The organism is Actinomadura sp. 6K520 (assembly GCF_004349245.1).
In the GTDB taxonomy this organism is placed as follows: domain Bacteria; phylum Actinomycetota; class Actinomycetes; order Streptosporangiales; family Streptosporangiaceae; genus Spirillospora.
In genome coordinates this window covers 1-21,470 of sequence record NZ_SMLC01000054.1, presented here as the reverse complement: position 1 = coordinate 21,470, position 21,470 = coordinate 1, and the positions used below count along the sequence as shown (strand labels likewise).

22 protein-coding genes are annotated in these 21,470 nt (G+C 69.0%); 8 read left to right on the top strand and 14 right to left on the bottom strand.

Going from position 1 to position 21,470, the window contains the following annotated elements:
- Positions 1-47: 47 nt before the first annotated feature.
- Positions 48-1,277 carry a helix-turn-helix transcriptional regulator gene (locus E1289_RS16655; protein ID WP_131981078.1) on the bottom strand — a complete coding sequence of 410 codons (1,230 nt, stop codon included), beginning with the start codon at positions 1,275-1,277 and terminating at the stop codon, positions 48-50.
- Positions 1,278-1,676: 399 nt separating this feature from the next.
- On the opposite strand from E1289_RS16655, the gene E1289_RS16650 reads away from it, so the two are divergent.
- Positions 1,677-2,186 (top strand): hypothetical protein, encoded by a 510-nt coding sequence (locus E1289_RS16650; RefSeq protein WP_131981076.1) that lies wholly within the window; start codon positions 1,677-1,679, stop codon positions 2,184-2,186.
- A 110-nt stretch (positions 2,187-2,296) separates the two neighbouring features.
- A complete protein-coding gene (gene ligA / locus E1289_RS16645) occupies positions 2,297-4,288 on the top strand; it encodes an NAD-dependent DNA ligase LigA (protein WP_165970507.1) in 1,992 nt (663 codons plus the stop codon).
- A 493-nt stretch (positions 4,289-4,781) separates the two neighbouring features.
- Here ligA and E1289_RS16635 read toward each other — a convergent pair whose 3' ends face one another.
- A complete protein-coding gene (locus E1289_RS16635; RefSeq protein ID WP_131981070.1) occupies positions 4,782-5,582 on the bottom strand; it encodes a hypothetical protein in 801 nt (266 codons plus the stop codon).
- 840 nt (positions 5,583-6,422) lie between these two features.
- On the opposite strand from E1289_RS16635, the gene E1289_RS16630 reads away from it, so the two are divergent.
- From E1289_RS16630 to E1289_RS16620, 3 genes are read left to right on the top strand one after another with little or no spacing between them, the layout of a single operon-like run.
- The gene (locus E1289_RS16630; protein WP_131981068.1) at positions 6,423-6,791 is read left to right on the top strand and encodes a metalloregulator ArsR/SmtB family transcription factor; all 369 of its coding nucleotides are present in this window, start codon (positions 6,423-6,425) and stop codon (positions 6,789-6,791) included.
- A gap of 1 nt (position 6,792) precedes the next feature.
- Positions 6,793-7,443 (top strand): SRPBCC family protein, encoded by a 651-nt coding sequence (locus E1289_RS16625; protein WP_131981066.1) that lies wholly within the window; start codon positions 6,793-6,795, stop codon positions 7,441-7,443.
- Positions 7,440-7,931, top strand: a complete 492-nt coding sequence (locus E1289_RS16620; protein ID WP_131981064.1) for an SRPBCC family protein — start codon at positions 7,440-7,442, stop codon at positions 7,929-7,931. The genes E1289_RS16625 and E1289_RS16620 overlap by 4 nt, the downstream gene beginning before the upstream one ends.
- 10 nt (positions 7,932-7,941) lie before the next feature.
- On the opposite strand, the gene E1289_RS16615 is transcribed toward E1289_RS16620, so the two are convergent.
- The 12 genes from E1289_RS16615 to E1289_RS16565 form a co-directional block, all read right to left on the bottom strand.
- A complete protein-coding gene (locus tag E1289_RS16615; protein ID WP_131981062.1) occupies positions 7,942-10,833 on the bottom strand; it encodes a BTAD domain-containing putative transcriptional regulator in 2,892 nt (963 codons plus the stop codon).
- Positions 10,830-11,219 (bottom strand): hypothetical protein, encoded by a 390-nt coding sequence (locus E1289_RS16610; RefSeq protein WP_131981060.1) that lies wholly within the window; start codon positions 11,217-11,219, stop codon positions 10,830-10,832. The genes E1289_RS16615 and E1289_RS16610 overlap by 4 nt, the downstream gene beginning before the upstream one ends.
- A 149-nt stretch (positions 11,220-11,368) precedes the next feature.
- On the bottom strand, positions 11,369-11,815 hold the full coding sequence (locus E1289_RS16605) for a TadE/TadG family type IV pilus assembly protein (protein WP_207929001.1): 447 nt from the start codon (positions 11,813-11,815) through the stop codon (positions 11,369-11,371).
- Positions 11,816-11,907: 92 nt separating this feature from the next.
- Positions 11,908-12,318 carry a TadE/TadG family type IV pilus assembly protein gene (locus E1289_RS16600; protein ID WP_165970506.1) on the bottom strand — a complete coding sequence of 137 codons (411 nt, stop codon included), beginning with the start codon at positions 12,316-12,318 and terminating at the stop codon, positions 11,908-11,910.
- Positions 12,319-12,362: 44 nt separating this feature from the next.
- Positions 12,363-12,566 (bottom strand): hypothetical protein, encoded by a 204-nt coding sequence (locus tag E1289_RS16595; RefSeq protein ID WP_131981043.1) that lies wholly within the window; start codon positions 12,564-12,566, stop codon positions 12,363-12,365.
- A gap of 18 nt (positions 12,567-12,584) precedes the next feature.
- On the bottom strand, positions 12,585-13,463 hold the full coding sequence (locus tag E1289_RS16590) for a type II secretion system F family protein (RefSeq protein ID WP_131981041.1): 879 nt from the start codon (positions 13,461-13,463) through the stop codon (positions 12,585-12,587).
- Positions 13,460-14,347, bottom strand: a complete 888-nt coding sequence (locus tag E1289_RS16585) for a type II secretion system F family protein (RefSeq protein WP_165970505.1) — start codon at positions 14,345-14,347, stop codon at positions 13,460-13,462. Before E1289_RS16585 ends, E1289_RS16590 begins: the two co-directional genes overlap by 4 nt.
- Positions 14,348-14,352: 5 nt before the next feature.
- Positions 14,353-15,624, bottom strand: coding sequence for an ATPase, T2SS/T4P/T4SS family (locus E1289_RS16580; protein WP_165970504.1), 1,272 nt, complete (start codon positions 15,622-15,624; stop codon positions 14,353-14,355).
- A gap of 215 nt (positions 15,625-15,839) precedes the next feature.
- Positions 15,840-16,643, bottom strand: coding sequence for a hypothetical protein (locus E1289_RS16575; RefSeq protein WP_131981036.1), 804 nt, complete (start codon positions 16,641-16,643; stop codon positions 15,840-15,842).
- Between the two features lies 1 nt (position 16,644).
- Complete coding sequence (locus E1289_RS38235) at positions 16,645-17,223, bottom strand: SAF domain-containing protein (protein WP_165970503.1); 579 nt, start codon at positions 17,221-17,223, stop codon at positions 16,645-16,647.
- An 89-nt stretch (positions 17,224-17,312) separates the two neighbouring features.
- The gene (locus E1289_RS38230) at positions 17,313-18,173 is read right to left on the bottom strand and encodes a hypothetical protein (RefSeq protein ID WP_165970502.1); all 861 of its coding nucleotides are present in this window, start codon (positions 18,171-18,173) and stop codon (positions 17,313-17,315) included.
- On the bottom strand, positions 18,140-18,850 hold the full coding sequence (locus E1289_RS16565; protein ID WP_131981032.1) for a hypothetical protein: 711 nt from the start codon (positions 18,848-18,850) through the stop codon (positions 18,140-18,142). Before E1289_RS16565 ends, E1289_RS38230 begins: the two co-directional genes overlap by 34 nt.
- A 479-nt stretch (positions 18,851-19,329) precedes the next feature.
- Between E1289_RS16565 and E1289_RS16560 the strand changes: the two genes are divergently transcribed.
- The 3 genes from E1289_RS16560 to E1289_RS16550 form a co-directional block, all read left to right on the top strand.
- A complete protein-coding gene (locus E1289_RS16560) occupies positions 19,330-19,770 on the top strand; it encodes a hypothetical protein (protein ID WP_131981030.1) in 441 nt (146 codons plus the stop codon).
- Positions 19,771-19,908: 138 nt separating this feature from the next.
- A complete protein-coding gene (locus tag E1289_RS16555) occupies positions 19,909-20,283 on the top strand; it encodes a hypothetical protein (RefSeq protein ID WP_131981028.1) in 375 nt (124 codons plus the stop codon).
- Between the two features lie 197 nt (positions 20,284-20,480).
- Positions 20,481-21,470 (top strand): OmpA family protein (locus E1289_RS16550; protein ID WP_165970501.1); only part of this gene is annotated, 990 nt, incomplete at its 3' end.

The window sequence follows — 21,470 nt, the reverse complement described above, 5'->3', positions numbered from 1 at the left end:
GGTAAATCCTCTACCGGACCCGAATATGACTCAAAGGAATATGACGGTCATTCGTCCAGGTGGAAGCGGTCGGACATGTGACGGAGTCGCTCGCGTGTGATGGTGCGCTCGGCGTAGACCAGCGACCGCAGCGTCGAGCGGGCGATCGGATGGTTGCGGATGAGCTGGGGGGCCAAGCGCTCCGCGGTTTCCAGTTCGGTCAGCGCCTTGGCACGGTTGCCGTCCCAAAGCCACGCACGGGCCAGATCAAGATGGTGGTGGCCTTGCCGGGAGTTCGGCAAGACGGTGACGACGTGCGGGTCGGTGCGGGCATTCAACTCCAGTGCCCGGCGCTGGTCCCCAGTCTCCAAGGCGACCGACACCGCGTGAATGGCGACGTTTCCACTGGAGAAGGTCAGCGAGTGACGGTCATAGACCTGCGGCCCTGCCTCGGCGTCCATCCGATCGGCAGCCGTCTTGGCGTAGGCGACCCGGTCCTGAGCTTTGTCGGGGTCACCGGCACGGGCGGCCGATACCCCGGCACGCAGATGCAGTGACCCCCAAGCTCGCACAGTGAGCTGGTCACCGCGGTCATAGTCCCGTTCGAGATCACCAAGGGCCTTGTCCAACAAGGCCAGCGAATCGGTCCAGTCCGCAGTCGCCCACATGTCCCACGCCCGCATCCAGTCGACGACCGCCCCCAACACAGGATCTCCTGACAGGCGGGCGGCCCACGCCGCGCGTTCGCACGCCATCGCCACCAGCTCGGGATGACCGAGGGCGTGCGCCGCAGTGTGGGCGAACTTGCACATCACTCCGTAGAGAGCGAACGCCTCCTCGCGTTCATGCCCGGCCGACACCTCTGCCAGCGCCCGAGCCTCCCGCAACATGTCCGGCAGGGCCCGCAATATAGCGACATTCGCCGCCGCGTCCCGTAGGCGGTGCATCCGGGTCATCTCGCTCCACAGCGCCCCCGACGCGCGCGGCGTCCCGTCGAACACCGGGGTCAGGTCGAACCGCCGCAGCTCCCGCACAATGGACGACGCTGCGGTCTGCCACTGGTTCTCCCCCGCGGACGCCACGTACGGTCGCCCGATCAGGTCGTTGGGGTGGATGTGCAGGGCTGCCGAGAGCTGGTTCAGCAAGCCGACCCGGTCGAGTTCAATCTGCCCGCGCTCCATCTTGGAGACCCAGCCCTGCGTACGCCCGAGATCGACGGCAAGATCAGCCTGCGTCATCCCGAGCCGGAGACGAGCACGCTTGGCGCGGCGGCCAATCTCCTCGGCTTCCTCCAGCATCACCACTCCTCGGTTCCAGCGGATCAGGCATCACCGACACCGTACCGACCACGTGAAGCCTCTCCGAGACCCTGTTTCCGATTGACCAGCCGGTGATGGGCGGTCCGCAGCCGCCAGCGTAAAAGAGAACGAGCCCGGGATCCGCGCCGTCGGCGCCCCCGTCCCGGACTACCGCGGCCGCGCTCTCGGTGGCGGGCCCCGAGCAGCGCGTCCGAGCCGACCGTCTCGTCGAGCTGGGCCGGGCCACCGCGGAGGCGGCCCGAGAGCTGTCCTTCCGCCTCGGCTACTCCCCCCGCCGCTCCGGCTCGTCACGGTAGCTTCCGTTGACGAAGCGAGAGGGCGGCAGAACTCCGGGGAGGGCACGTGTCCGGGCTTGGCGGTTCATATCACTATGAATCCATGGGGGCTTCGTCAGGGGCGGGCTGGGCGCTCCTGGCCGTGGTGATAAGCGGCCTGCTCGGCTATTGGATGGTCACCACTGACCCGACTGAGGGACTGGACTACGCGTCTGGCGACCTACCCGAAGAGATGAAGCGGACGATCTGCTACAGCGACTCCGGCCCCTGCCCGCCGACCGGCTTCAAATGGAGCATCTCCGGGTCGGGTGTCATTCAGACGCGGTTCGAGCGGGAGGACGTCGACGACCGCACGGAGTTCCGAGGCTGGTTCCGCCTGGAGGCGGCGGTGCTCGTCCAGGACGAGGTCCGGGATTGCCCGACCGCCGTGGACTGGTCGCTGACCGCCGACAACAAGCCTGTCGCGCACGGAACGATCACAGCGGGGAGTGAGGACCGGGAAGTCACCGGCACTTCGCCTCCTGAGGCGCGGTCCATCCTGCTCACCGCACGGCGCACCGACTCCCTGGCCTGCCGCTCCACCTTCCAATGGATCTACGCGGGACTGGACTGACCGCCGACGGCGGCGGACTCACCCTCGCCCACGCATGGGATCGATCCCCCTACCCGCCGGGCGGGAGAGAAGCCCGGGACACTGTCGGTGCCATCGCGTTTAATCGAAGGGTGGACGTCGAGAAGCGCATCACCGAGCTGACCGCCGAGGTCAGGCGACTGAACGACCTGTACTACGGCTCCGGCGACAGCCCGGTGCCGGACGCGGACTACGACGCGTTCAAGGACGAGCTGGCGGCGCTGGTCGCCGAGCACCCCGAGCTCGAACCGGCTGACAACCCGCTCGGCAAGGTCAACGCGCCGGCGGAGCTCACGGGGCCGACCGTGCGCCACGCACGTCCGATGCTCTCGCTGGCGAAGGCGACCGGCCAGGAGCAGATCAGCACGTTCTGCGAGCGGTTCGGCGGTCAGGTCTTCCGCGTGTCGGAGAAGCTCGACGGGCTTTCGCTGAGCGTCGTCTACACCGGCGGGGAGCTCGACTACGTCGCCACGCGCGGCACCGGCACGGTCGGCGAGCTGGTGACCGGGAAGGTGCGCCACGTGATCCCGGGCCTGCCGGTCCGGATCGAGGAGCGGGGGCGCGTCGAGGTCCGCGGCGAGGCGGTGATGCTGCGGTCGGTGTGGGCGGCCTATAACGAGGCGCACCCCGACAAGACGCTGACCAACCCGCGGTCGGGCGCCGCCGGGACGCTGGTGCTGAAGGATCCCGAGGCCGCTGCGAAGGCCGAGCGGTTGCTGCGGTTCTTCGCGTTCGGTGCGGACCGGGACGGCGCCGCCGTCCCGGTCCCGGCGGAGTTCGAGCCGGTCGCCCAGTACGTGTGCGCGACGGCCGGCGAGGTGATGGACGCGATCCATGAGATCGGCGGCCGCCGCGACGGGCTGGACTACGAGATCGACGGCGCGGTCGTGCGGCTGCACGAGCCGGCGGCGTTCGACGCGGCGGGCTTCAACAGCGCCGAGCCGCGCGGAGCGATCGCGTTCAAGTACCCGCCGGAGGAGAAGCTGACGACGCTGCTGTCGGTCGAGTGGCCGGTCGGCAAGATCGGCCGCGTGCCGCCCCGTGCGAAGGTCGCGCCGGTGTTCGTCGGCGGCGTGACGGTGGAGAACATCACCCTGCACAACCCGCGGCTGATCCGTGAGCGTGACCTGCGCATCGGCGACACGGTCGCCGTCGTGCGGCGCGGTGACGTGATCCCGTTCGCGGGCCGCTCGCTGCCGGAACGGCGCGACGGGAGCGAGGTCGAGATCGTCCCGCCGGCGGACTGCCCCTCGTGCGGTTCCGGCCTCGAAGTCCGCGGCACCGGCGAGGAGCGCTGGTGCGTGAACCTGCAGTGCCCGGCCCAGGCGACGCGCCGCCTGATGCACTGGGCCTCGCGCCAGGCGGCCGACATGGAGGGCGTGGGTGACGTCTGGATCGAGAAGCTCGCCGAGGACGGCGTGCTCAAGAACCGCAGCGACCTCTACGACCTGACGGCCGAGCAGTTGCTCGGCTACGAGCGGATGGGCGAGGTCAGCGCCGGGAACATGGTCGACTCGATCGCGTCCTCCAAGGACATGGGGCTGCGGCGAGCGCTGATCGGGCTGGCGATCCCGATGGCCTCCGAGGGCACGGCCAAGCGCCTGTGCCTGGCCGGCTACGAGCGCATCGAGGACATCGCGGCGGCGACGGCCGAGGACCTGGTGGCCATCCGCGACATCGGGCCGAAGGCGGCCGAGAGCATCGTGGCGTTCTTCGCCCGCGCCGAGGTCCAGGAGGAGATCGCGGCGCTGCGCGAGCGCGGGGTGAACCTCGATGTGCTGGCCGAGGACCGCCCGGTCGACGCGGCGGCGGCGGGTGACTCGCCGCTCAAGGGCACGACGGTCGTGATCACCGGCGCGTTCACCGACCCGCGCTCGGGCGCGAAGATCAGCCGGCCGGACGTCACGCGCCTGGTCGAGCAGGCGGCGGCCACGGCCACCTCGTCGGTGTCGGCCGGCACCGACTACCTGCTCGCCGGCGCCAACGTCGGCGCCGCGAAGACGGGCAAGGCCGAAAAGCTCGGGGTCACGGTCGTCGACCAGAACGAACTGTGGCGCTGGCTGGCCGAAGCCGGCGTCATCTAACGCAACCGGCCACCGCCTTCCGCACGTGCCGGGCTGCGCAGGTGCAGTTCGGCGGTGAGCACGGTTACCTGGATCTGGACCGGGTGGCGGCGTTCGTGACCGGGCACCGGTCGCTGCGGTCGCTGCCACGGGCAGTTAGATCTTCGAGTCCATTATGACCGGGAGGATCATGGTGCGGATGCCGTGCCCGTGCGGCGGCGTTAGCGAACGCGTCGTTGATTGGTTCAAGGGCCAGGTAGAGGTAGCCAGGTCGTCGATGGTCAAGCTGCCCGAGGCCGCTATTGCAGGTGACGGTGATGTCGTGGCGGGTGCGGACCTCGCCCATGCCCCAGATGGCCATGCTGCGGCCGTGCCGCGCAACGTCGGAGGGCAACGCGACATGAAGCCCCTCCGATACCCGTTCCGATGGACTAGCCGGTGATGGGCAGTGATGGGGCGTCCATGACGTGGTCGCTTTCGTATCACCCTTTGCAGACCTGATCAGCGGGGCAGGTCACGGGTCTCCAGGACTGGCCGTCGCCTGCACGGTCGGAGGGACCACCTCAATTGCTGGAGCGGTGCCTGGCGAAAGGGTGGACGTGGTCGGCGCGGCCGGTGTGGTCGGTGCGTCCAGGGACGTGCAGGCGGCGCACATGATCAGTGTCCGGGCAATTTCGTGGGCAAGCATCTCCGCGCCCTTTCGAGCCGTGGGGTCGGGCATAGGCGTGTGGGGGCCTAGCAAGCGAGGTGGCCAGGTGGTGCCGGTGTAGGTGACGGTGAAGATGAGGTTGCGGAGCCGCACAGTGGTCTCTGCTTTGCCGTCGCCGCCGATCTCGGAGTATCCGGAGTAGGCGTCATCGCCGATGTGGAGTACGCGGTAGCGCCGCCCCCATGCGGCGTGGTCACGGTCACGCTGGGCGGTGAAGGTTTTGTGTGCCTGTTCGGTTGCGCTATGCGATCGTGTGGCGGAGGCGATGGACAGGCTGATCAGCACTCTCCGGAGTTGGCGGTGGCCTGGCGTGCCCGGCAGGGATTCCTCACGTCCCATCCGGTAGCACGACCAGTCGTCGTTGCCGGTGCGCCATGCCTTGTTGTCCCCGCCTGGCGCGAGTCGCTGCAGCGATGCCGATGTCGGCAGTGCACAGGCATTGGCGATTGCCGTGAAGTCGGCGGTCGGTGGCCGTGTCGCGTGTGGCCGTTTCGCGGGCGGCTGTGTTGATGGCGGCGGCTCGGTTGCGAAGGGGAGAGGCGAGTCGGTGCCCGAGTTCGTCTCGGCGGAACGCAAGACGGGGCCGGTCACCAGTCCGATGCCCACGAGCGTGAGGAGCCCTAGCCCGACGCCCAGGCACCAGGTGCGACGTTTCTTGAGGCAGGCGGCAAGTCGGTGCCTGAGTAGGGCTCGTGGGGCGCAACCGAAGCTTGGGGGTGTCGCCGACCGGTTCAACGGCGGTGGCGCTGACCGTGGCGGATTCCATAGCGGGCGTTCTGTGGGTGGACGCCGCCACAACGGCGGCGCGGGCCCCCGCGTTGGTCGAGGTGTCGGGAGCGAACGTTCGGGGGGCTGGCTGCTGTGCTGGGCCGGGGGCTGCGGCTTTGAGCTCAGATCCGGGCGCAAGTCGTCGGAGGATTCGTGCGGGAGGGGAAGCGTGGCCATGGTGGCTGTGATTCCTTTGTCGGGACAGCACGGTTCGCCGCACAGACTTCTTTCCACGGGTTGCTCGCGGTGTGACACGGCCCTCGATGGACGTCTGACCTGGAGAAGCATGCCGTGATCAACCTCGTCCTGCGGCTGTCGCACTTCGCCGACCGGCACTGGGTGAACGGGCTCATGCTGGTCTCGATCGTGCGATCACCTGACTGCTCGGCGGCGCCGTATCTCCCTTCCCTGAGTGTGCGCGCTGAGGACTCGGTCGGTGATGCGCCGCTGACCTGTGCCGACGGTGGATCCGCGTCGCGCACCACGCCCGGCAGAGATCTTCCGTCCGGAGGCTCTGCACGCTTGGCTACGTCGCTCTCGGCTGACACCGGGTGTCGGTCTCGTTCGACACCAGCATCGGATGGTGCGTATCGGATGTCGATGTGAGTCGACACCGAGGACTGACCCCGAGTACCAGTGATGGCTTATATAAGTCACGCCTGGTATGATTTTTGGCTCGTGCACGCGTTCGACATCCTCGGCGACCCGGTGCGCCGTCGCATTCTGGAGCTGCTCGCCGACGGTGAGCAGACCTCTGGCGCGATCACAGACGTGATCCGGGCCGAGTTCGCACTGTCCCAGCCGGCTGTCTCGCAGCATCTGCGCGTTCTGCGTGAGAACGGGTTCGCGTCGGTCCGGGCCGAGGGGGCTCGCCGGTTCTACGCCGTCGAGCCCACGTCGCTGAGCGAGGTGGATGTGTGGTTGGACCGGTTTCGCGGGTTCTGGGATCAGAGGCTCGATGCCCTGGGCACGGAGCTGGCCCGCGGCAGGCGTGCATCCCGGGCCCCAGGTGTTGGCAAGGCCGATCCACCAGCGAAAGGAACATGACATGAAGGACGTACTGGACGAACTGGCCGCTGTGCGCCGGACCATGGGTACAGCCACCCTGCCCGCCGGCGACGCGTACACGATGGAGTTGCGGCGTCGCTACGACGCGTCGGTCGACGAGGTGTGGAACGCCATCACCGACCCTGAGCACCTAGGCCGCTGGTTGAAGCCGGTCACCGGAGATCTGCGGCTCGGCGGGTCGTTCGAGCTGGACGGCGGCGAGCACGGCGAGATCCTCCGTTGCGACCCGCCGCGGCTGCTACGGGTGTCCTGGCTCTTCGGGCCGGACGCCGACGAGTGGCCGGGCACGAGCGAGGTCGAGGTGCGCCTGTCCGCGGGCCCTGCCGGGGATACCGAGCTGGAACTGGTCCACGCAGCGGCCGTTGGGGAGCCCATGTTCCCGACCTACGGCCCCGGTGCTGGCGGTGTGGGCTGGGACCTGCATCTCCTCACGCTGGCCCGGTTTCTGGCCGACGGCGAGGCGCTCGATCACGAGGAGTTCCAGACCTCGCCCGCGGGACGCGAGTTCGCCAAGCGCAGCGCTGTGGCATGGGGCGAAGCTCACCTGGCCGCGGGTGGCGATCCGGGTGACGTGGCGGCCGCGGTCGAGGCCACCACCGCGTTCTACGTCCCCGGAGGGAACACACGATGAAGTACGCCACCTCGATCGAGATCGATTTGCCCCGCGAGCAGGTGGTCCAGCTGCTCGCGGAACCGGCGCACATGCCGAAGTGGCTGCGCGGCCTGGTGCTGCACGAGCCGGTCAACGGGGTGCACGGCCGGCTCGGGACCACCTCGCGAGTCGTGTTTCAAATCGGGAAGCAGAGGATGGAGGCCACCGAGACCATCACACGCCTTGAACCTGCAGACCTGCACGCCATCCCCAGTTCGGTCGTCGTGCACTACGACCGCGAGATCGTCGGCGATGGCCTGTGGCAGGCCCAGCGTGACCGGATCATCGAAGCCGGTCCGGAAACGACTCTGTGGGAGAGTGAAAGTGAGTTCCGGTTCGACGGATTCCTGACGCGGCTGGCGGGGCGTCTGATGCCCAGTTCCTTCCGCAAGCAGTCGCGGCAACACATGCAGGACTTCAAGGCGTTCGCCGAACAGGGGACGGACGTCCGCCAAGGGACGAACTGATCCGTCGCAGTCAACGGCCGTATGCGGCAGTCGTGGGCTTGTGGGTGAGGCGGTGGTAGAGCTCAACGGTGGCGGGGTGGGTTTCGAGTTCCGTGTCGACGGCGGCGAGTTCGCGAAGACATCCGGACCAGGCCTCATGGACTCCGGCGGTGTTGCCGGCGGCGTGCTCGGCGTGCATGACCATCCGCCACAGCTGTTCCGCCGCCGGGTCGGCGATAAGGCCGATGCGGGCGGCTCGTCCGGCGCTGGTGATGGCGCCGGTGGCCAGGTCGAGTTCGGCGAGTAGTTCGGCGGTGTCCACGATGGTGGCCCGCATGGTCTCCAGTAGCGGGCTGTCGATCCACCAGTGGTAGCAGCCTTCGAGGGGGCGGCCGCGCACTAGTCGCAGGGCTCGGCGGAGCTTGTCGGCCGCGTCGCTGTCGTGACCATTGGCCTCATCGACCAGCGTCTGGAAAAGGTTCCAGTCCAGTTCGGCGTCGTGGAGGCGGTAGACGCCGTCCCCGACATGGAGGATGCGTTCGGTGCCGTCGGTGGCTGGCCCGAGTCGGCGCCGTGTCCGGGTGATGGCCTGCCGGAGGCTGTCGCTGCCGCGTGGATGGTCAGGGTCAGGGCCCAGCAGCGTCCGCAGCTGGTCGTTGCGGAGACCAGCGGGATGGTTGAGTGCCAGCAGCAGCACGATCTCAAGTTGTTTTGGCTGCAGATCGTGGTGGGCGCCGGTCACCTCAAGCGGCCCGAGGACACCGATGGACAGTCCTGCCGAGTGCTCGTCCTCAGCAGGCTCTGCGCGGGTGCGGGTGGCGATGCCTGGCGTGATCGGCGGGACGCGGAATCCGGCCGGGGCGAGAACGTCGTCGCTTTCTGTTTGCGTGGGGCGTACTGAGTCGGTCGGCGCTGGAATGTCATCGGTGCTGGGAGCGCACCGTGTGGCTGGTGCCGGGGATGGGGTGACCGTTCCTGTCCCGGGAGTGGGGGCGCTGCCCGGCGTGGCGCCCGTGCGGGGTCGGGACTGTAGGAGGTTCATTTCACCGGAGGCGGTGCGGTAGCGGTCCTGATCGGCTGGACCGGTGTGGTCGGTGGTGCCGGACGGTTCGGTGGCGGCAGACCAGAACGCTTCGGTGCCGGGTGCGCGGACGGTCCCGACGTTGTGGGTGGCGGTGCCGTAGGGCGGCTGGTCGGCGGCGACGTCGCTGGTATCGGCTGCGGCTGTCAGGATCGAGGCGATGGCGTTGTAGTCGTCGCTGGTCAGTGGATGGGGGGTGACGGTGAGATGCCACGGTTCGATACGCAGGACCGGGGCTTGCTGCTCATTGGTGTCCAGGGTGAAGAGCGCGGGAAACTCGGTATGGGTGGCGGCCGGCTGGATCGCGGCTACCCCACCGGTGCCGTTGACGGCCGCGAGGAGTCGCCGTAGTTGATCGCGGTCGGGTGGGGTTCGGGATACCAGGAGGGTGAGGTCGGTGTCGCCGCTGCCCCGGAGCCGTAGGGTTCGGACGTCACCGGCGCCGGACGCGCTAGCGTCATCGAGCCGTCGCCGGACGGCCTCGGCGCGGTGGGCTAGAAGGTCTAGTGCTTTGTCCAGGTCGTTGTAGGAGTGCACCCGTCCCTGGGTGACGGAGAGTTCGTCGAAGCCGACCAGGACGGCGTCGAGGCTGGCCCAGGGGTTGGTGGAGACCTCGGTGGCGATGGTGCACAGGATGCTCTCGATGAGCTGAGGGTCCCCGGCGCATCCGACGACGCCGAGGGCTTCCACGTTGACCAGGAGTTGCCCTCCCGCTCCGGTCCGGCCGACGTTGATTAGCCCGGGGATGGGGTCACTGCCCTGATCGCCGATGGCGCCCGTGGTGTCATCGCTGAGCAGACGGGTGCGTCCGTCGGGTGTGAGTTGCCAGCACATGTCGTTGCTGCCGGGGCGGACGGCGAAAGGCTCGGGGGCGACCCGGGTTGGATGGGCGAGCAGTACTTCGACGGTGTGGCCGGCCAGGTGGATGCCGACGATCTCCGGTGGCGACAGGTCTCCTTGCCGCACACCGTGTGCCAACGCACGGAGCGAGGCTCGAAGTACCCGTCCGGCTTCCTGGTCCACGTCGGCGGTCTGTGCTTCGCAGGCGAGGCGTTGTTCCACGTGGCGGGCGTGGGGGAAGTGCGGTAGCCGGATGCGTCGGCCTCGGCGGCGGTACTGCCGTTGCACGTGCCGCATCTGCGCGATCTTGGTGAGCACTCCGCCGGCGAGCATGCCGGTGGCGAACACGGCGGTCAGCGGCCCCCAGGACACGTCGCCGTCGTAATCGGTGTGGCCCGGCGGCTGCGACGACTCGGCGACCGTCGGGTCGGTGGCGGACGCCAAAGGGGCGACGGACGCCGAGAAGGCGGTTTCGGGCATAGCGGGCACCGGCGGCGACGGCGTGGCAGTGGCATCGCGGGGGAGCGCCCCCGTATGTGCGTCAGAGCCTGCCGTCACGGCGGGCGCAGTCGCTGCTGATGGGGACGCTGTCGATGCCAGTGCTACCGCTGGAGGAGCGCTGGTCATCAGCGTGACACCGGTGATCAAATTGCGGGCCAGGTGCTGCACCGATCCCAGCCCGGGGAGCCGCGGAGCCGCGCGGCCGCGGGCGTGGGCGGCTACTTCCAACAAGGTGGAGACGCAGAACGCGGCCCACAGCAGCCAGGCCAGATCACGGACGACGAGCAGGATCAGGGTGTCGTCGGATGCGGGACGAGCCAACGCGTCACCGACCTGCTCCAGGGACGGCAATCGTCCCGGAAGGGGGTTGCCTGCCGCATGCGCGAGCACCAACGGCAACACGGCCAGGACGGCGGCCAAGGCCAGCAGCGACACCAGGCCGCGCACCAGGCCGGCAAGACGTGAGAGGGAGCGATACGGGCGGGGCGATGAGGAGGTCACTGGCCCTCCCCTGAATCCACGCCGGTCACGAGGTCGGCGGTGGCGGTACGGGTCACGGTGACCGTTTCGACGCCGATGAGCGACAGCATCGGAGCCGAGCGGCTGATGGTGACGGTGACGCGGACCCGGCGAGCGCTCACCGGGGTGACGGTGCCGCGCTGCCCGGCACGGGCCAGGTACACGCGCGCTTGCCGTACGGCCGCCTCCGGGTCGATCGACTTGACGCCGGTCTGGTAGAACTGGGCGCGGTTGAGCTGGCCTGCCCCGGCGCGGGCGGCTTCCTCGGCGACGTTGCCGGCCTCGCGGCCGACACGTAGCTTCAGCCCCTGGAAGTACACCAGCGAGGTAATCATCAGGGCGCCGACCGACAGGAGCACCACGAACACGGTGACCTGTCCGCGGTCCCCCGCGGCGCCCGCTCTTGGAGGGCAGATCGCTGCCCGGCGGACCCAGACTCGCCTGCGCCAAGGCGTCGTCGGTGATGAGATCGTCTCCGTGGTGCCGGGAGGCGCCGTCGACTTCACCCGCATGATGATCATCGACCTCCCAGGCTCAAGTTCCGGCCAGAGGTCCCTTCAGAATTCGTGAACCCGAGGTCTCTCCCGCGGTATGGGTCGATGGGCGAGGAGAACCGCGCCCGGATCGTCGTCTCCCCTGGAAGGCCAGGGATCAGCAGGTCCGACAGGGGGAGCTGGCAATTGACTTGGGCGGTCACGGCCGCTTGGGTACCGACCGGACGCTGCATTCCCGAGGTGTCCAGGGTCGTCACGGGGGTGCAGCGCAGCCCCTCGCGTTGGAGTGCCGCACGGGCACTGCCGCTCGCCTGTGCGGCGGCCGAGCCGGGGTCCCGGGTGATACTGGCCTGGCGGGCGGCGTCACGGGCGGCCGCCTCCACCGCCTGATGCGCATGCTGAGTGCGGCCGATCCCGATCAGCAAAGCCAGCAGCAGCAACAACCCCGGCGCGAGGATCGCGGTCTCCAAAGCGGCGCTACCCCGCTCCGGGGAACGGCAGCCCGGGTGCGCTGTAGGGTGGCCGAACCAGGCACGGCGCCCTGGGCTGCACGGTGCCGTGGTCACGGAGAGTCCCCAGGCACGGTGAACCGTTCACGCGGTGCCCGCACCGTCTGCGAGACCGTCGGTTCGAAGAACGGCACGAACGACGGCGCTCGGCCACGGACAGTAACCGCCACGGTGCGGGTGTCGCTGCCGTCGGTGTCCACAGACATGTGGTGGAGTTCACCACTGCCGACCTCGGCGGCGAACTGCCGCGCGGCCGTGGTCGCGGCCCCTGGGGGAGCGTCCCGGACCCGCCCTGCCCGAGCACCTTCGGCCGCGGCGGCGTGCGCAGTCGACCGCGCCATGTACCACCATCCGGCCTGCAGCAGCAGGGCGAGCAGGACCAGCAACCCGGGGGCCAGGATGGCGGTCTCTAACGCGGCGCTGCCCCGCTCCCGCGGTCCGGTGCGCCGAGTCCGGGCGGTCACCGCAGCGCGAAACCGTGCGGGTGCTCGGATGGGCTGCCAGCGGGTCACCGGATGTTCCCCTTGCGGTTCTCGATCGCGGTACCGATCGCGGTGATCACGCCGGCGGCCAGGAGGGCCAGGCCGCCGGCGATGATGGCGACCTCCAGCGTGGTCAACCCGACGTCGCGGCGGTCGGCCCGGGTGAGGTTCCGTGCTCGGGTGCGCAGCGCGTGCACCATCGCCGCGACGTACATGAGTTCAGGTGGCATCGCCATCTCCTTTGATCGTCAGCTCGTCAGCAGCAGGTAGATCTGTGGGAACCCCAGGAGGGTGATGAACGCCAGCCCGATCGTGGCGATCGGCACGGTCATGCTGGTGGTGCGCGATTCGGCGTCGTAGCGCATTTCGGTGAGCTGCCGGGAGCGGATCTGCTGGGTGTAGGCGGTGATCGCGTCGACGATCTTGGCGCCCTCGTTGCCGGCGAGGTCCGCTAGATCCGCCAGATCACCCAGTTCGTCCACGCCGATCTCGGCACCGAGGCGGGCCAGGCCCTGCCAGGGGGTGAGCCGAGCGTGCTGGGCGGCCTCCACGGCTTCAGCGATCCGGCGGAAGGCCCACCCGTCGCTGTAGCGGGGGGCCTGTTCCAGGGCTTGGCTGGGGCCGGCGCCACCGGCGAAGGCCAGCCGGACGAAGTCGAAATAGGCCGACAGGGCGTGCCGGAAGTCGGCGCGCCGTTGCGCTGCCGTGGAACGCACGGTCGCGTCCGGTACGAAGAAACCGGCGGCGGCGAATCCGAGGGTGGCCGCGACCGGCACCGTCCACGGCATGCTCAGCCCCTGCACGGTGGCCAACATGGACAACAGCAGCGGCAGGCACAGACCGAACAGGCCCGCGCCGATCTTCTCCGCGATGAACCGCTCCGGTGACCTGCCCAGCAGAGCGAGGTCCTGGCGTGGGATCGGCAGGCCGCCCGGCCCGGTGAGCCGCTGCGCCTGCCGCCGCAGCCATGGCTGCACTGCGCCGGGCGCCGCGACCGCGGCGGCGTCGGTTCCCGCCAGTCGAGTCAGTGCCGCGTCCAGACGGGGTGGACTGCGCCGCATGCCGGAGACCACCAGCATCACCCCGGCACCCAGCAACGCCCCGAACACGATCGCCAACCGGATCACCGCGCCGCCCCCTCCCGGGTCATGTCCCGGTCGCCGGGCGAGCGGTCGGCGTCGCGACGGGTCAGAAATCGTTGGACGGGCGGCTGGTTGGCCAGTCGGTTCATGATCCAAAGCCCGATGCCGCAGATGCTCAGCACAACGGCCAGGACGATCTGCCCGAGGAAGGTGCCGTACGGGGCCGAGTAGTCGGGGCGCATCGTCAGCGCCACTGCGAACAGGACGAAGATCACCGCGAGGCCGCGGATGGTGGTGCGGTGCGGGGCGCGGGAGGCTTCGACCTCACGTCGCCCAGCCACGTCGGCGGCCACCAACGCCGCGAGGTCATTGAGGAGAGGTTGGACGCCGCCGCCGCGGATCTGCGACGCCTGCAGCAATGCCCCCGCCACCAGGTCCCCGACCGGGTCGTTGAGGTCATCGGCCAGCCGGTACACCGCCTCCTCGACGCTCACTCCCGCCCGGAGACGCGCCGCCAACGCCGCCACTTCGGGCTCGATCGCGGTGGGCGCATGACGGACGCTGGTCTGCAGCGCGTCTTCGAGGCCACGGCTGGCACCGAGCAGCCCGGACACCTTGCGGACCCACTGTTCGATGGCGTCCAGCCGGGTCAGTTGCCGGGCCACGGCCCGCCCTGACATGACCCGCGGCAGCCAGACCGCCCCCACCGTGGCGGCGATCGCTGCGGCAGGCCACCGGGTCACCAGCAGCACCCCGGCGCCGAATACCGCGGCGGCCGCCCAGGTCAGCCGGTGCTGCTGGAACGGCCGGGCCGGCATCCGGCCGAGGCGCGAGGGCGGCCGCGCCGCGGTGACAGCCCGGCCGAACAGTCCGGCGCTGATCAGCAGCGCCCCGCCGGCCAACCCGGCCCCGGCCAGCAGCGCGAGCACGGTCGTCATGGGCGTCCTCTTTCGCGGGGCACCTCCCATAGCCGGTGCGCGTGGGTGAGCAGGCGCCGGTCGAACCCGGCCGCCTCCAGTTCGCCGACGAGTTTGGGTGTGATCCCGGCGGGGACGGCGCGGCCGTCCGGCCCGGGAGTAAAGATCCGGTTGATGGCGGGCTCGTGTGCGTCGGCGGGTTCGAGGACCTCGACGATCTCGGACACGTACCGGTGGCCGGTGCGCGGGTCACGGCGCAGGTGCACGACCAGGTCGACGGCCCGGCCGACCAGGCGGAACAGATCGGCGGGTTCGGGGTGCCGCTCGGCGTAGGCGCACAGGGTCAGGATCCGGCCGAACACCTCGGCGCCGGAGTTGGCGTGCAGGGTGGTCAGGCTGCCTTGCAGGCCGTTGTCGATGGCTTGCAGCAGCGCCAGCATCTCGGCGTGCCGGACCTCGCCGACCAGGATCCGGTCGGGGTTCATCCGCAGCACCTGCGGGATCAGGTCGACCAGCGTGATGGCGCCGATGCCTTCCTGGTTGGCCTCCCGTGCCTCGAACGACACGACATCGTCGTGGCGGTCCAGGCGATCCAGGTACAGCTCCCGTTCCGATTCCAGGGTGACGATGCGTTCCTCAGGATCGAATTCGCTGCACAGCGCCCGCAGAAAGGTGGTCTTGCCGGCGGCCACACCACCGGTGACCAGAATGTCCAGCCGGGCCCGCACCGCGGCCCCCAGGAACATGTGCAGGCTCTCGTCGATGGTGCCGCGGCCGACGAGTTCGTCGAGGGTGACATCCATCAGCCGCTGCTTGCGGATGGACACGTGCGTGCCGGTGGTGACCGACATCGTCGCCGCCATCCGCACCCCGACACCCAGCGCGACGTTCAGCAGCGGCCGGGCCGCGCTGAACTCGCGTGGGCTGGCCGCGCGAGCCGCCCACCGGCGGACCTTGTCGGCCAACTCGTCGTCGGACTCGGCAACCGGCGAGCCCGGGGCCTTGCGGGCACCGGCGTAGTGCAGCCACACCTGCCCGGGCCCGTTGACGTCGATCTCTTCGATGTCGTCGTCGTCCAGCAGCGGCTGCAGCACCCCCAACCCGAACCGCTCATCCAGCACCGCCCGGGTCAGCCGCGTCTGCTCGGCGGCCGGCAGCAGCATCCGGCCCGCGTTCGCCTGCTGCTGCGCCCAAGCCTTGACCTGTTCCACCACGGCCAACTGCGTCCGGGTGGCATCAGGGTCGGCATCCAGCAGCACCTCATCCAGCGCCGCGTTGATGTGTTTCACTGCGGCACGCACCGCCGCGTCATCGAGCCGATCTTCGGGCTTGGCCGCAGGTGCCGCACCGGCGGTAGGACGTGGTCGCCACACCCCACCGGGAGCGCCGCCCGCGGCCGCACGCGGCGCGGCGGGACCGTGCTCAGGCGAGTGCTCGGCCTGCCGCGCGGGCTGGGGCATGGCGGGAATCTGGTCGGGAGGTGGCCAGGTGAAGGAGCCATGATTCATACCGGGCGCCCGCCCCCAGTGCTCAGCGGTGACACCGGCCGATCCGGACGTCGGCCGGGGCGATGGTCGACGGCGGCTCGCAAGGCACGGGCAACCGTCCGCGCCTGGACCAGCAGGTCACTGGACCGGGTGAGGCGGCGGCGTTTGGGGTCGCCGTCCGACAACCGGGCGGCAGAGCGTGCATCGTCGGGGAACTGGACGACCACCGCGAAGTCGCCGCCCAGCACCTTGCGGACTTCGGCGACCGAGTGCGGGCCGCGGCCGATGAGACACAACCCGATCGCGGCCTGCCGGCCCAAGGCGTCGCGAATGGCCGCAACGCGGGGCCGAGCGGCGACCACCTGCCGCAGCGTGGGACGCAACACCAGCACGATGAGGTCGGCGGCGGCCAGCACCGCGAACGGATACCCGACAGCGCGGACCTGGCCGACGTCGGCGATCACGTCCGCGGTCTGCCGTGCGAGCACCGCGGCGATCTTCTCCCACGCGACCGCAGTGATGGCCTGCGCCTGGAACGGATCGGCCGGGCCGGGCAGCACCGGACGATCGCCCACGTCATCGAGCGGATAGGTCTGCTCGTGCAACGCGACCCGGCCAGGGTCTTCGGTGATCTGCCACGCCAGATTCAGCAGCCCCCGGTCGGCCGGAAAGTGGCCCCCGAACAGCCCGGCCAGAACACTGCCGCCATCGCAGTCGCATTCGGCCATCAGCGCCGGCTCTGGCCAGGCAAGGGTCAAGGCCAAAGCCGTGGTGGTCGCTCCTGGAGCGCCCCCGGCCGAAACCACCGCGATCAGCCCCATCTCACGGCCTCCTGGCGGTGACGACCAGCGCAACCCGGCCAAGGGCGGCCTGTTTGGCGACCGTGGGACCCGATGCGGCGGCGATCAGAAGATTGACCACCACGGTTCCGTCCGCGTCGGGCTGCGAGACCCGATCGACCGCGGCGGCGACCTCCCGGCCCAGCGGTGACGCCCCAGCCGAGGCGGCATCCTGCCCGGCGGCACCGGGAGTTGGCACAACTAGAACGTGGTCTCCCGGGCGCAGGGCGCCGACCGGCAGCTGAGAGGCTTTGAGCCCGACGGCCACGATCTGCTGTCCCTGCCCGGGGGTGAGCGTGGTGGTCAGCTGGCCGGGCGACAGCAGCGACCCTGCCCGCAGGTCCACCGCCGCGATCTTTCCCACCACCTCGTCCGCGCGGGACGCGGGGATCGTCTGGACGGGCGCGTCCACCCCGGCGCGCGTGGTCGCCAGGTCGGCCGTGGAGACGGGTGTCCCCACCGGCAGGTCACGGACGATGACCAGCACGTCGGCGCGGTTACCCGCCGACACAAACAGCCAGGCGACCACCGCGGCCGACGTCGCGATCAGGAGCGTTCCCAACAGAATCCGGCCGCGACGGGCTGAGCGGGGCAAAGGCCGCAACTGCCTGTCCTCGGAGGGCGGAAGGGTGGAAACGGAACGGGGGCTGCTCACCGGCCACCACCATTGAGAGCCTGCCCCTCGGCGATCCGGACCGGGAGGGTCGAGGTCACCGTGATCGGGGTGAGCGCACCGCCGACTCCGCCCGAACCACGCCACGTTCCGCCCCAGCTGACAGTGGCGGTGACCTGGTAGGCGTTCTCGGGCTGCCGCGCGGAGCTGCGGGTGTAGGTGACGGTGCATGAAGCCGCCGAAGCGGCCGCTCCAGCCTGATAGGGAACACCACCGCCCGGGCAACTGACCGGCTCGTGCCCACCTCCTGGGTGGACCGTCATGGTCTGCGGAGAGGCGGTGAGCTCAACCCATACGTCCCCAGCCGATTGGCGAACCGACCTGGAGGTTCGCTGCGCCGGATCGAGCCAGAACCACTCGGCCAACCCCACGACACCCTCGGTTCCGCGCGGCGGAGCCGTCACAATCTGGGGCTTGGGGAGCCGAAGTTCATAGAGCGCTTGCTGCAGCAGATCCTGCGGGGTGACCGCCGGGACGGCAACACCGCCACCGGCGGGTTGGCAGCCGGAAATGGCGCTTAGTGGACCGCAGGCCAGCGTGTCACAGCCCGTGTCGGCGGGGGTGACGGTGCGGCAGCCGCGGTCACTAGAGGGGGCGCCGCCTACAGGTTGCCTGCCAGGACCGTCACCGCCTGAACCGCCGCCGCGACCGGGATGTTCTGGTGTTTGCGGATTATCGCCGATATTGCCCTGCCATTTCCACGGGCCCGGGCTGGGCGGCGCCGGTGGATTGGACCACGCGGGGCCGACCATGGCACCCGTCACCATGATCACCACTGTGGCCGTTATGGCAGCGCGCATCATGCTCAGGAACCGGGGGTGGTAGACGGGGGAGTGCATGGCGCCTCCACAGCCCAGATCGACGACACGCGCCAGCGCCCATCGGCCCCGCGCTTGAGCTTCACCGAGAAGTTGACCGGTTTGGCGCTGCCCCGCGTCCCGGGAATGAGTTGATGGGTGCGCGAGTCCGCCAGCCCCGCCCCGCTGGTGTCCTGGCAATCACCCAACTCCGCAGTGGAACCAGTGATATCGACCGCGTACACCCGGATAACGATCTTGCCCCAGGGCTCTTGACGCTTAGCACGAATGTCGCGGATACCCCGCAACTGAGCAGCCATCACCTTGGGAGTAGATACCGGCTCAAGCAGCTTTCGCGCCTGGTCTTCCGGAACCGTCGCCGCCTTCCGGCCAGCGTCCCAGTACTGCTGATAGCTCGCGATGATCGCGTCACGGGGCGATGCGGAAGACGCTCCGGCAGAAGAGGATCCGCTCCCTGAAGGCGCGCTGAGCGGCGGGGACGACGGTACCGTCACCGAATCGTCTGAACCCGGCGAGCACGCCAGACCACCGGCTGCCACAACGATCGCGCAGCAGGCCGCCAGAGCACGGCGTGCCGGCGGCCGACCAGGGCCAAGCGCGCGGGCGGAACGATGCCGGGGCGAGATGTCAGGAGCCGGCACCGCCGCAGCCCAGCCACGGGCGGACTCGTTGATCGCCATCATCGCTTCTCGTGCCACGGCCCACCCTCCATGAGCCAACCCGTAGCGAAGGTCTGGGGAGCAGCCGCAGTGCCATTTACCTGCGCATTGGGGGCGCCAACCGCGCCATCCTCCGGGGAGGGCAGTTCCTCGACCTGAAGATCATGATCGTAGATCTCACCACCTGCGGAAACGTCCCAAGGGCGCAGGACCAGTTGCTGGACATGACCGCACTTGACCGCTTCCACCGACGAACGCGCCACCGCGAATGATGCTCGGGTGCCGGGCATTCGCACCGGAGGCGTCAGCGCCGATCTATCGTCGTCATCAGAGCAACTGATCACTAGCGCAAACGTGTTCAGCTGGGCGGACGTGTCTGACCTCGTACTTCGCGGCTTTCGGTGGGAGCATCGAACCATGATCAGTATCCGTCGTCACTGGATTGGGTCGAACTGTCGTGATATTAAGACACTCCCGGGCAGTCTTGTAAAGAGGGACGCCAGAGTGAGTTGAGGTAAATGTCAACGACACCGAGACCGGCGCAGCTGGCGTTAAGCCAGTTCGTGCACGAGCGCAACGAGCAGGGGCTGAGCTATCGGCGTATGGCAGTGCGCGCGATCGACCCAGTGACCGAGCAGCACCTGGGATTCCAGTGGATCAGCAAGCTTGCCGCTGGCCAGGTGGCTAAGTCCCCGGAGCCTTGGCAGATGCGCGCCCTGGCCGCGGCCATGGACGTGCCCGAAGATTCGGTGAAGACACTGGCAGCGCGCCAGTGGCTGGAGTACGAGATCAGCGAGGTTCGCCTCGGCTCCGATGAATGGATCTTGTTCCGGCTCGCGCATGACCTTCCTGACGAGGACAAACGCATGCTCCGGCGGATGGCCGAGGAGTTCGTCCACCGCCAGAACCGACGCTTGGATGAACCACCCGACGCCGACACGGGAACGCAGCCGACCTGATGCTTCGGTCCACCCGAAACCAGAGACCAATACACCCCGCAGCCGCAAGAACCATGACGATCAAGACCTGGAGTTACTGCAGCTGCGAGGTGACCAATGAGTATCCCAGCGCGATTCATCCGGGTGAAACCGGATGATATGGACGATCAACTCGGCCCGGTCGTGGTCCACCGGACCCCCGCCGCATGGATCTTCTACTGCCGGGCGGACAAGATCGCCGAAGAATTGGCTATGGAGTTCCAAGCGCTGGCCAACCGCTACTCCCAGGCCACCGTGTCGATCACGACACCGACCGAACCGAGAACTCGTGCCCGCATGCACCGGCTCTCCGCCGACCAGATGCCGGCAGCGCTACAGCCCGCCGTGGTGGACGTGCGGGGCCAGGACCAGACGACCTACGTTCGCGCCGATCTGATCAGCGAAGACATGGCCGAGGCGATGGCGGAGATCACCGCAGAACAAAACCGGTACGGGCGCCGCCTCCCGGTAATCGGCCCTTCCGCCGATTCATGATCCACATCGATCGCCAACCCAGGACGGAGTATCCGTGTGATCGCGGATTCCTCAGCCTTTCCATGACTGACCTCTTCAGGGCCACATGCTGACACCAGCCACTCACCGTAGGACCAGCGATGACTCGGCAACGGCACGCAGCCGCAGGCGCGCAGCGCGGCCGCCGCACTATCCCGCTGCGCAGCCTCGGCGCGGCCATGCTGTTGATCGCTGGCGTGATCGGCCTGCCCGGCCTCCTGCTCCTGGTGACCGGATCGCCCATCCCTCGCCCCCCACCCTCCTTCGACGACATCGGTGCGGGACTGTCTCACCGAGCCGACGAGACCCTGCTCCTAGAGGCGGCCAAATACCTAGCATGGACCTGCTGGGCCGGCTGGACATTACTGGTGTTCACCGAGGCCGCCGCTCAGATCATCGGCGGAGCCGTCCCCCGGATCCCCGGGCTCACCGGTCTGCAACGAAGCGCCGCCGTCCTGGTGGGGAGCCTGGGCATAGCCGCTATCGGAGCCACCGCGCCGATCAGCCGAACGATCATGCCTCCCCCCGTGGACCCCGGTACCACGGCTTCCGCGCCGCCCCCGCCGACCGCGCCCTCCGCGAGTGACACCCCAGCACCATCGCCGTCAACCAACACCCAATGGGCAGACGCCCAAGTCACCAGCGACCTCGCCAGCGCACCCAAGCACCTCTTTGTACACCACTCCCAACGAACGGAGACGATTCGCTCGCTCCAGCAGCACCACATCGTCGTGCAGTTCGCCTTTGACGCCACCCACCTGTCCCGCCCCGCACAGGACGCCATCACGCAAGCCGCCCGCGACATCCGCGATAACGGCGATCCCAGCCATCCGATCACGATTGTCGGCCACACCGACGCGGTCGGCCCCGCTTCCTACAACCAGCGGCTGTCGCGCCAACGAGCGGACGCCGTGCGCCAAGCACTTTCCCGGGCCCTACCACGCGAGTACATGCTCCAGGTGAGCGGCAAAGGCGAAACCGCCCCCCTCGCCGCGGAATCACACCCCGACGGCCGTGACAACCCCACCGGCCGAGCCCGCAACCGCCGCGCGGAAATCACCTACACCGCAGCCGCATCTGCCAACCCGCGGCCGCCTCAAACTCCACCATCACGCCCTACGACCCCACCCCGGCAATCCCCGCAGACACCAACGACCGAACCGCCTACC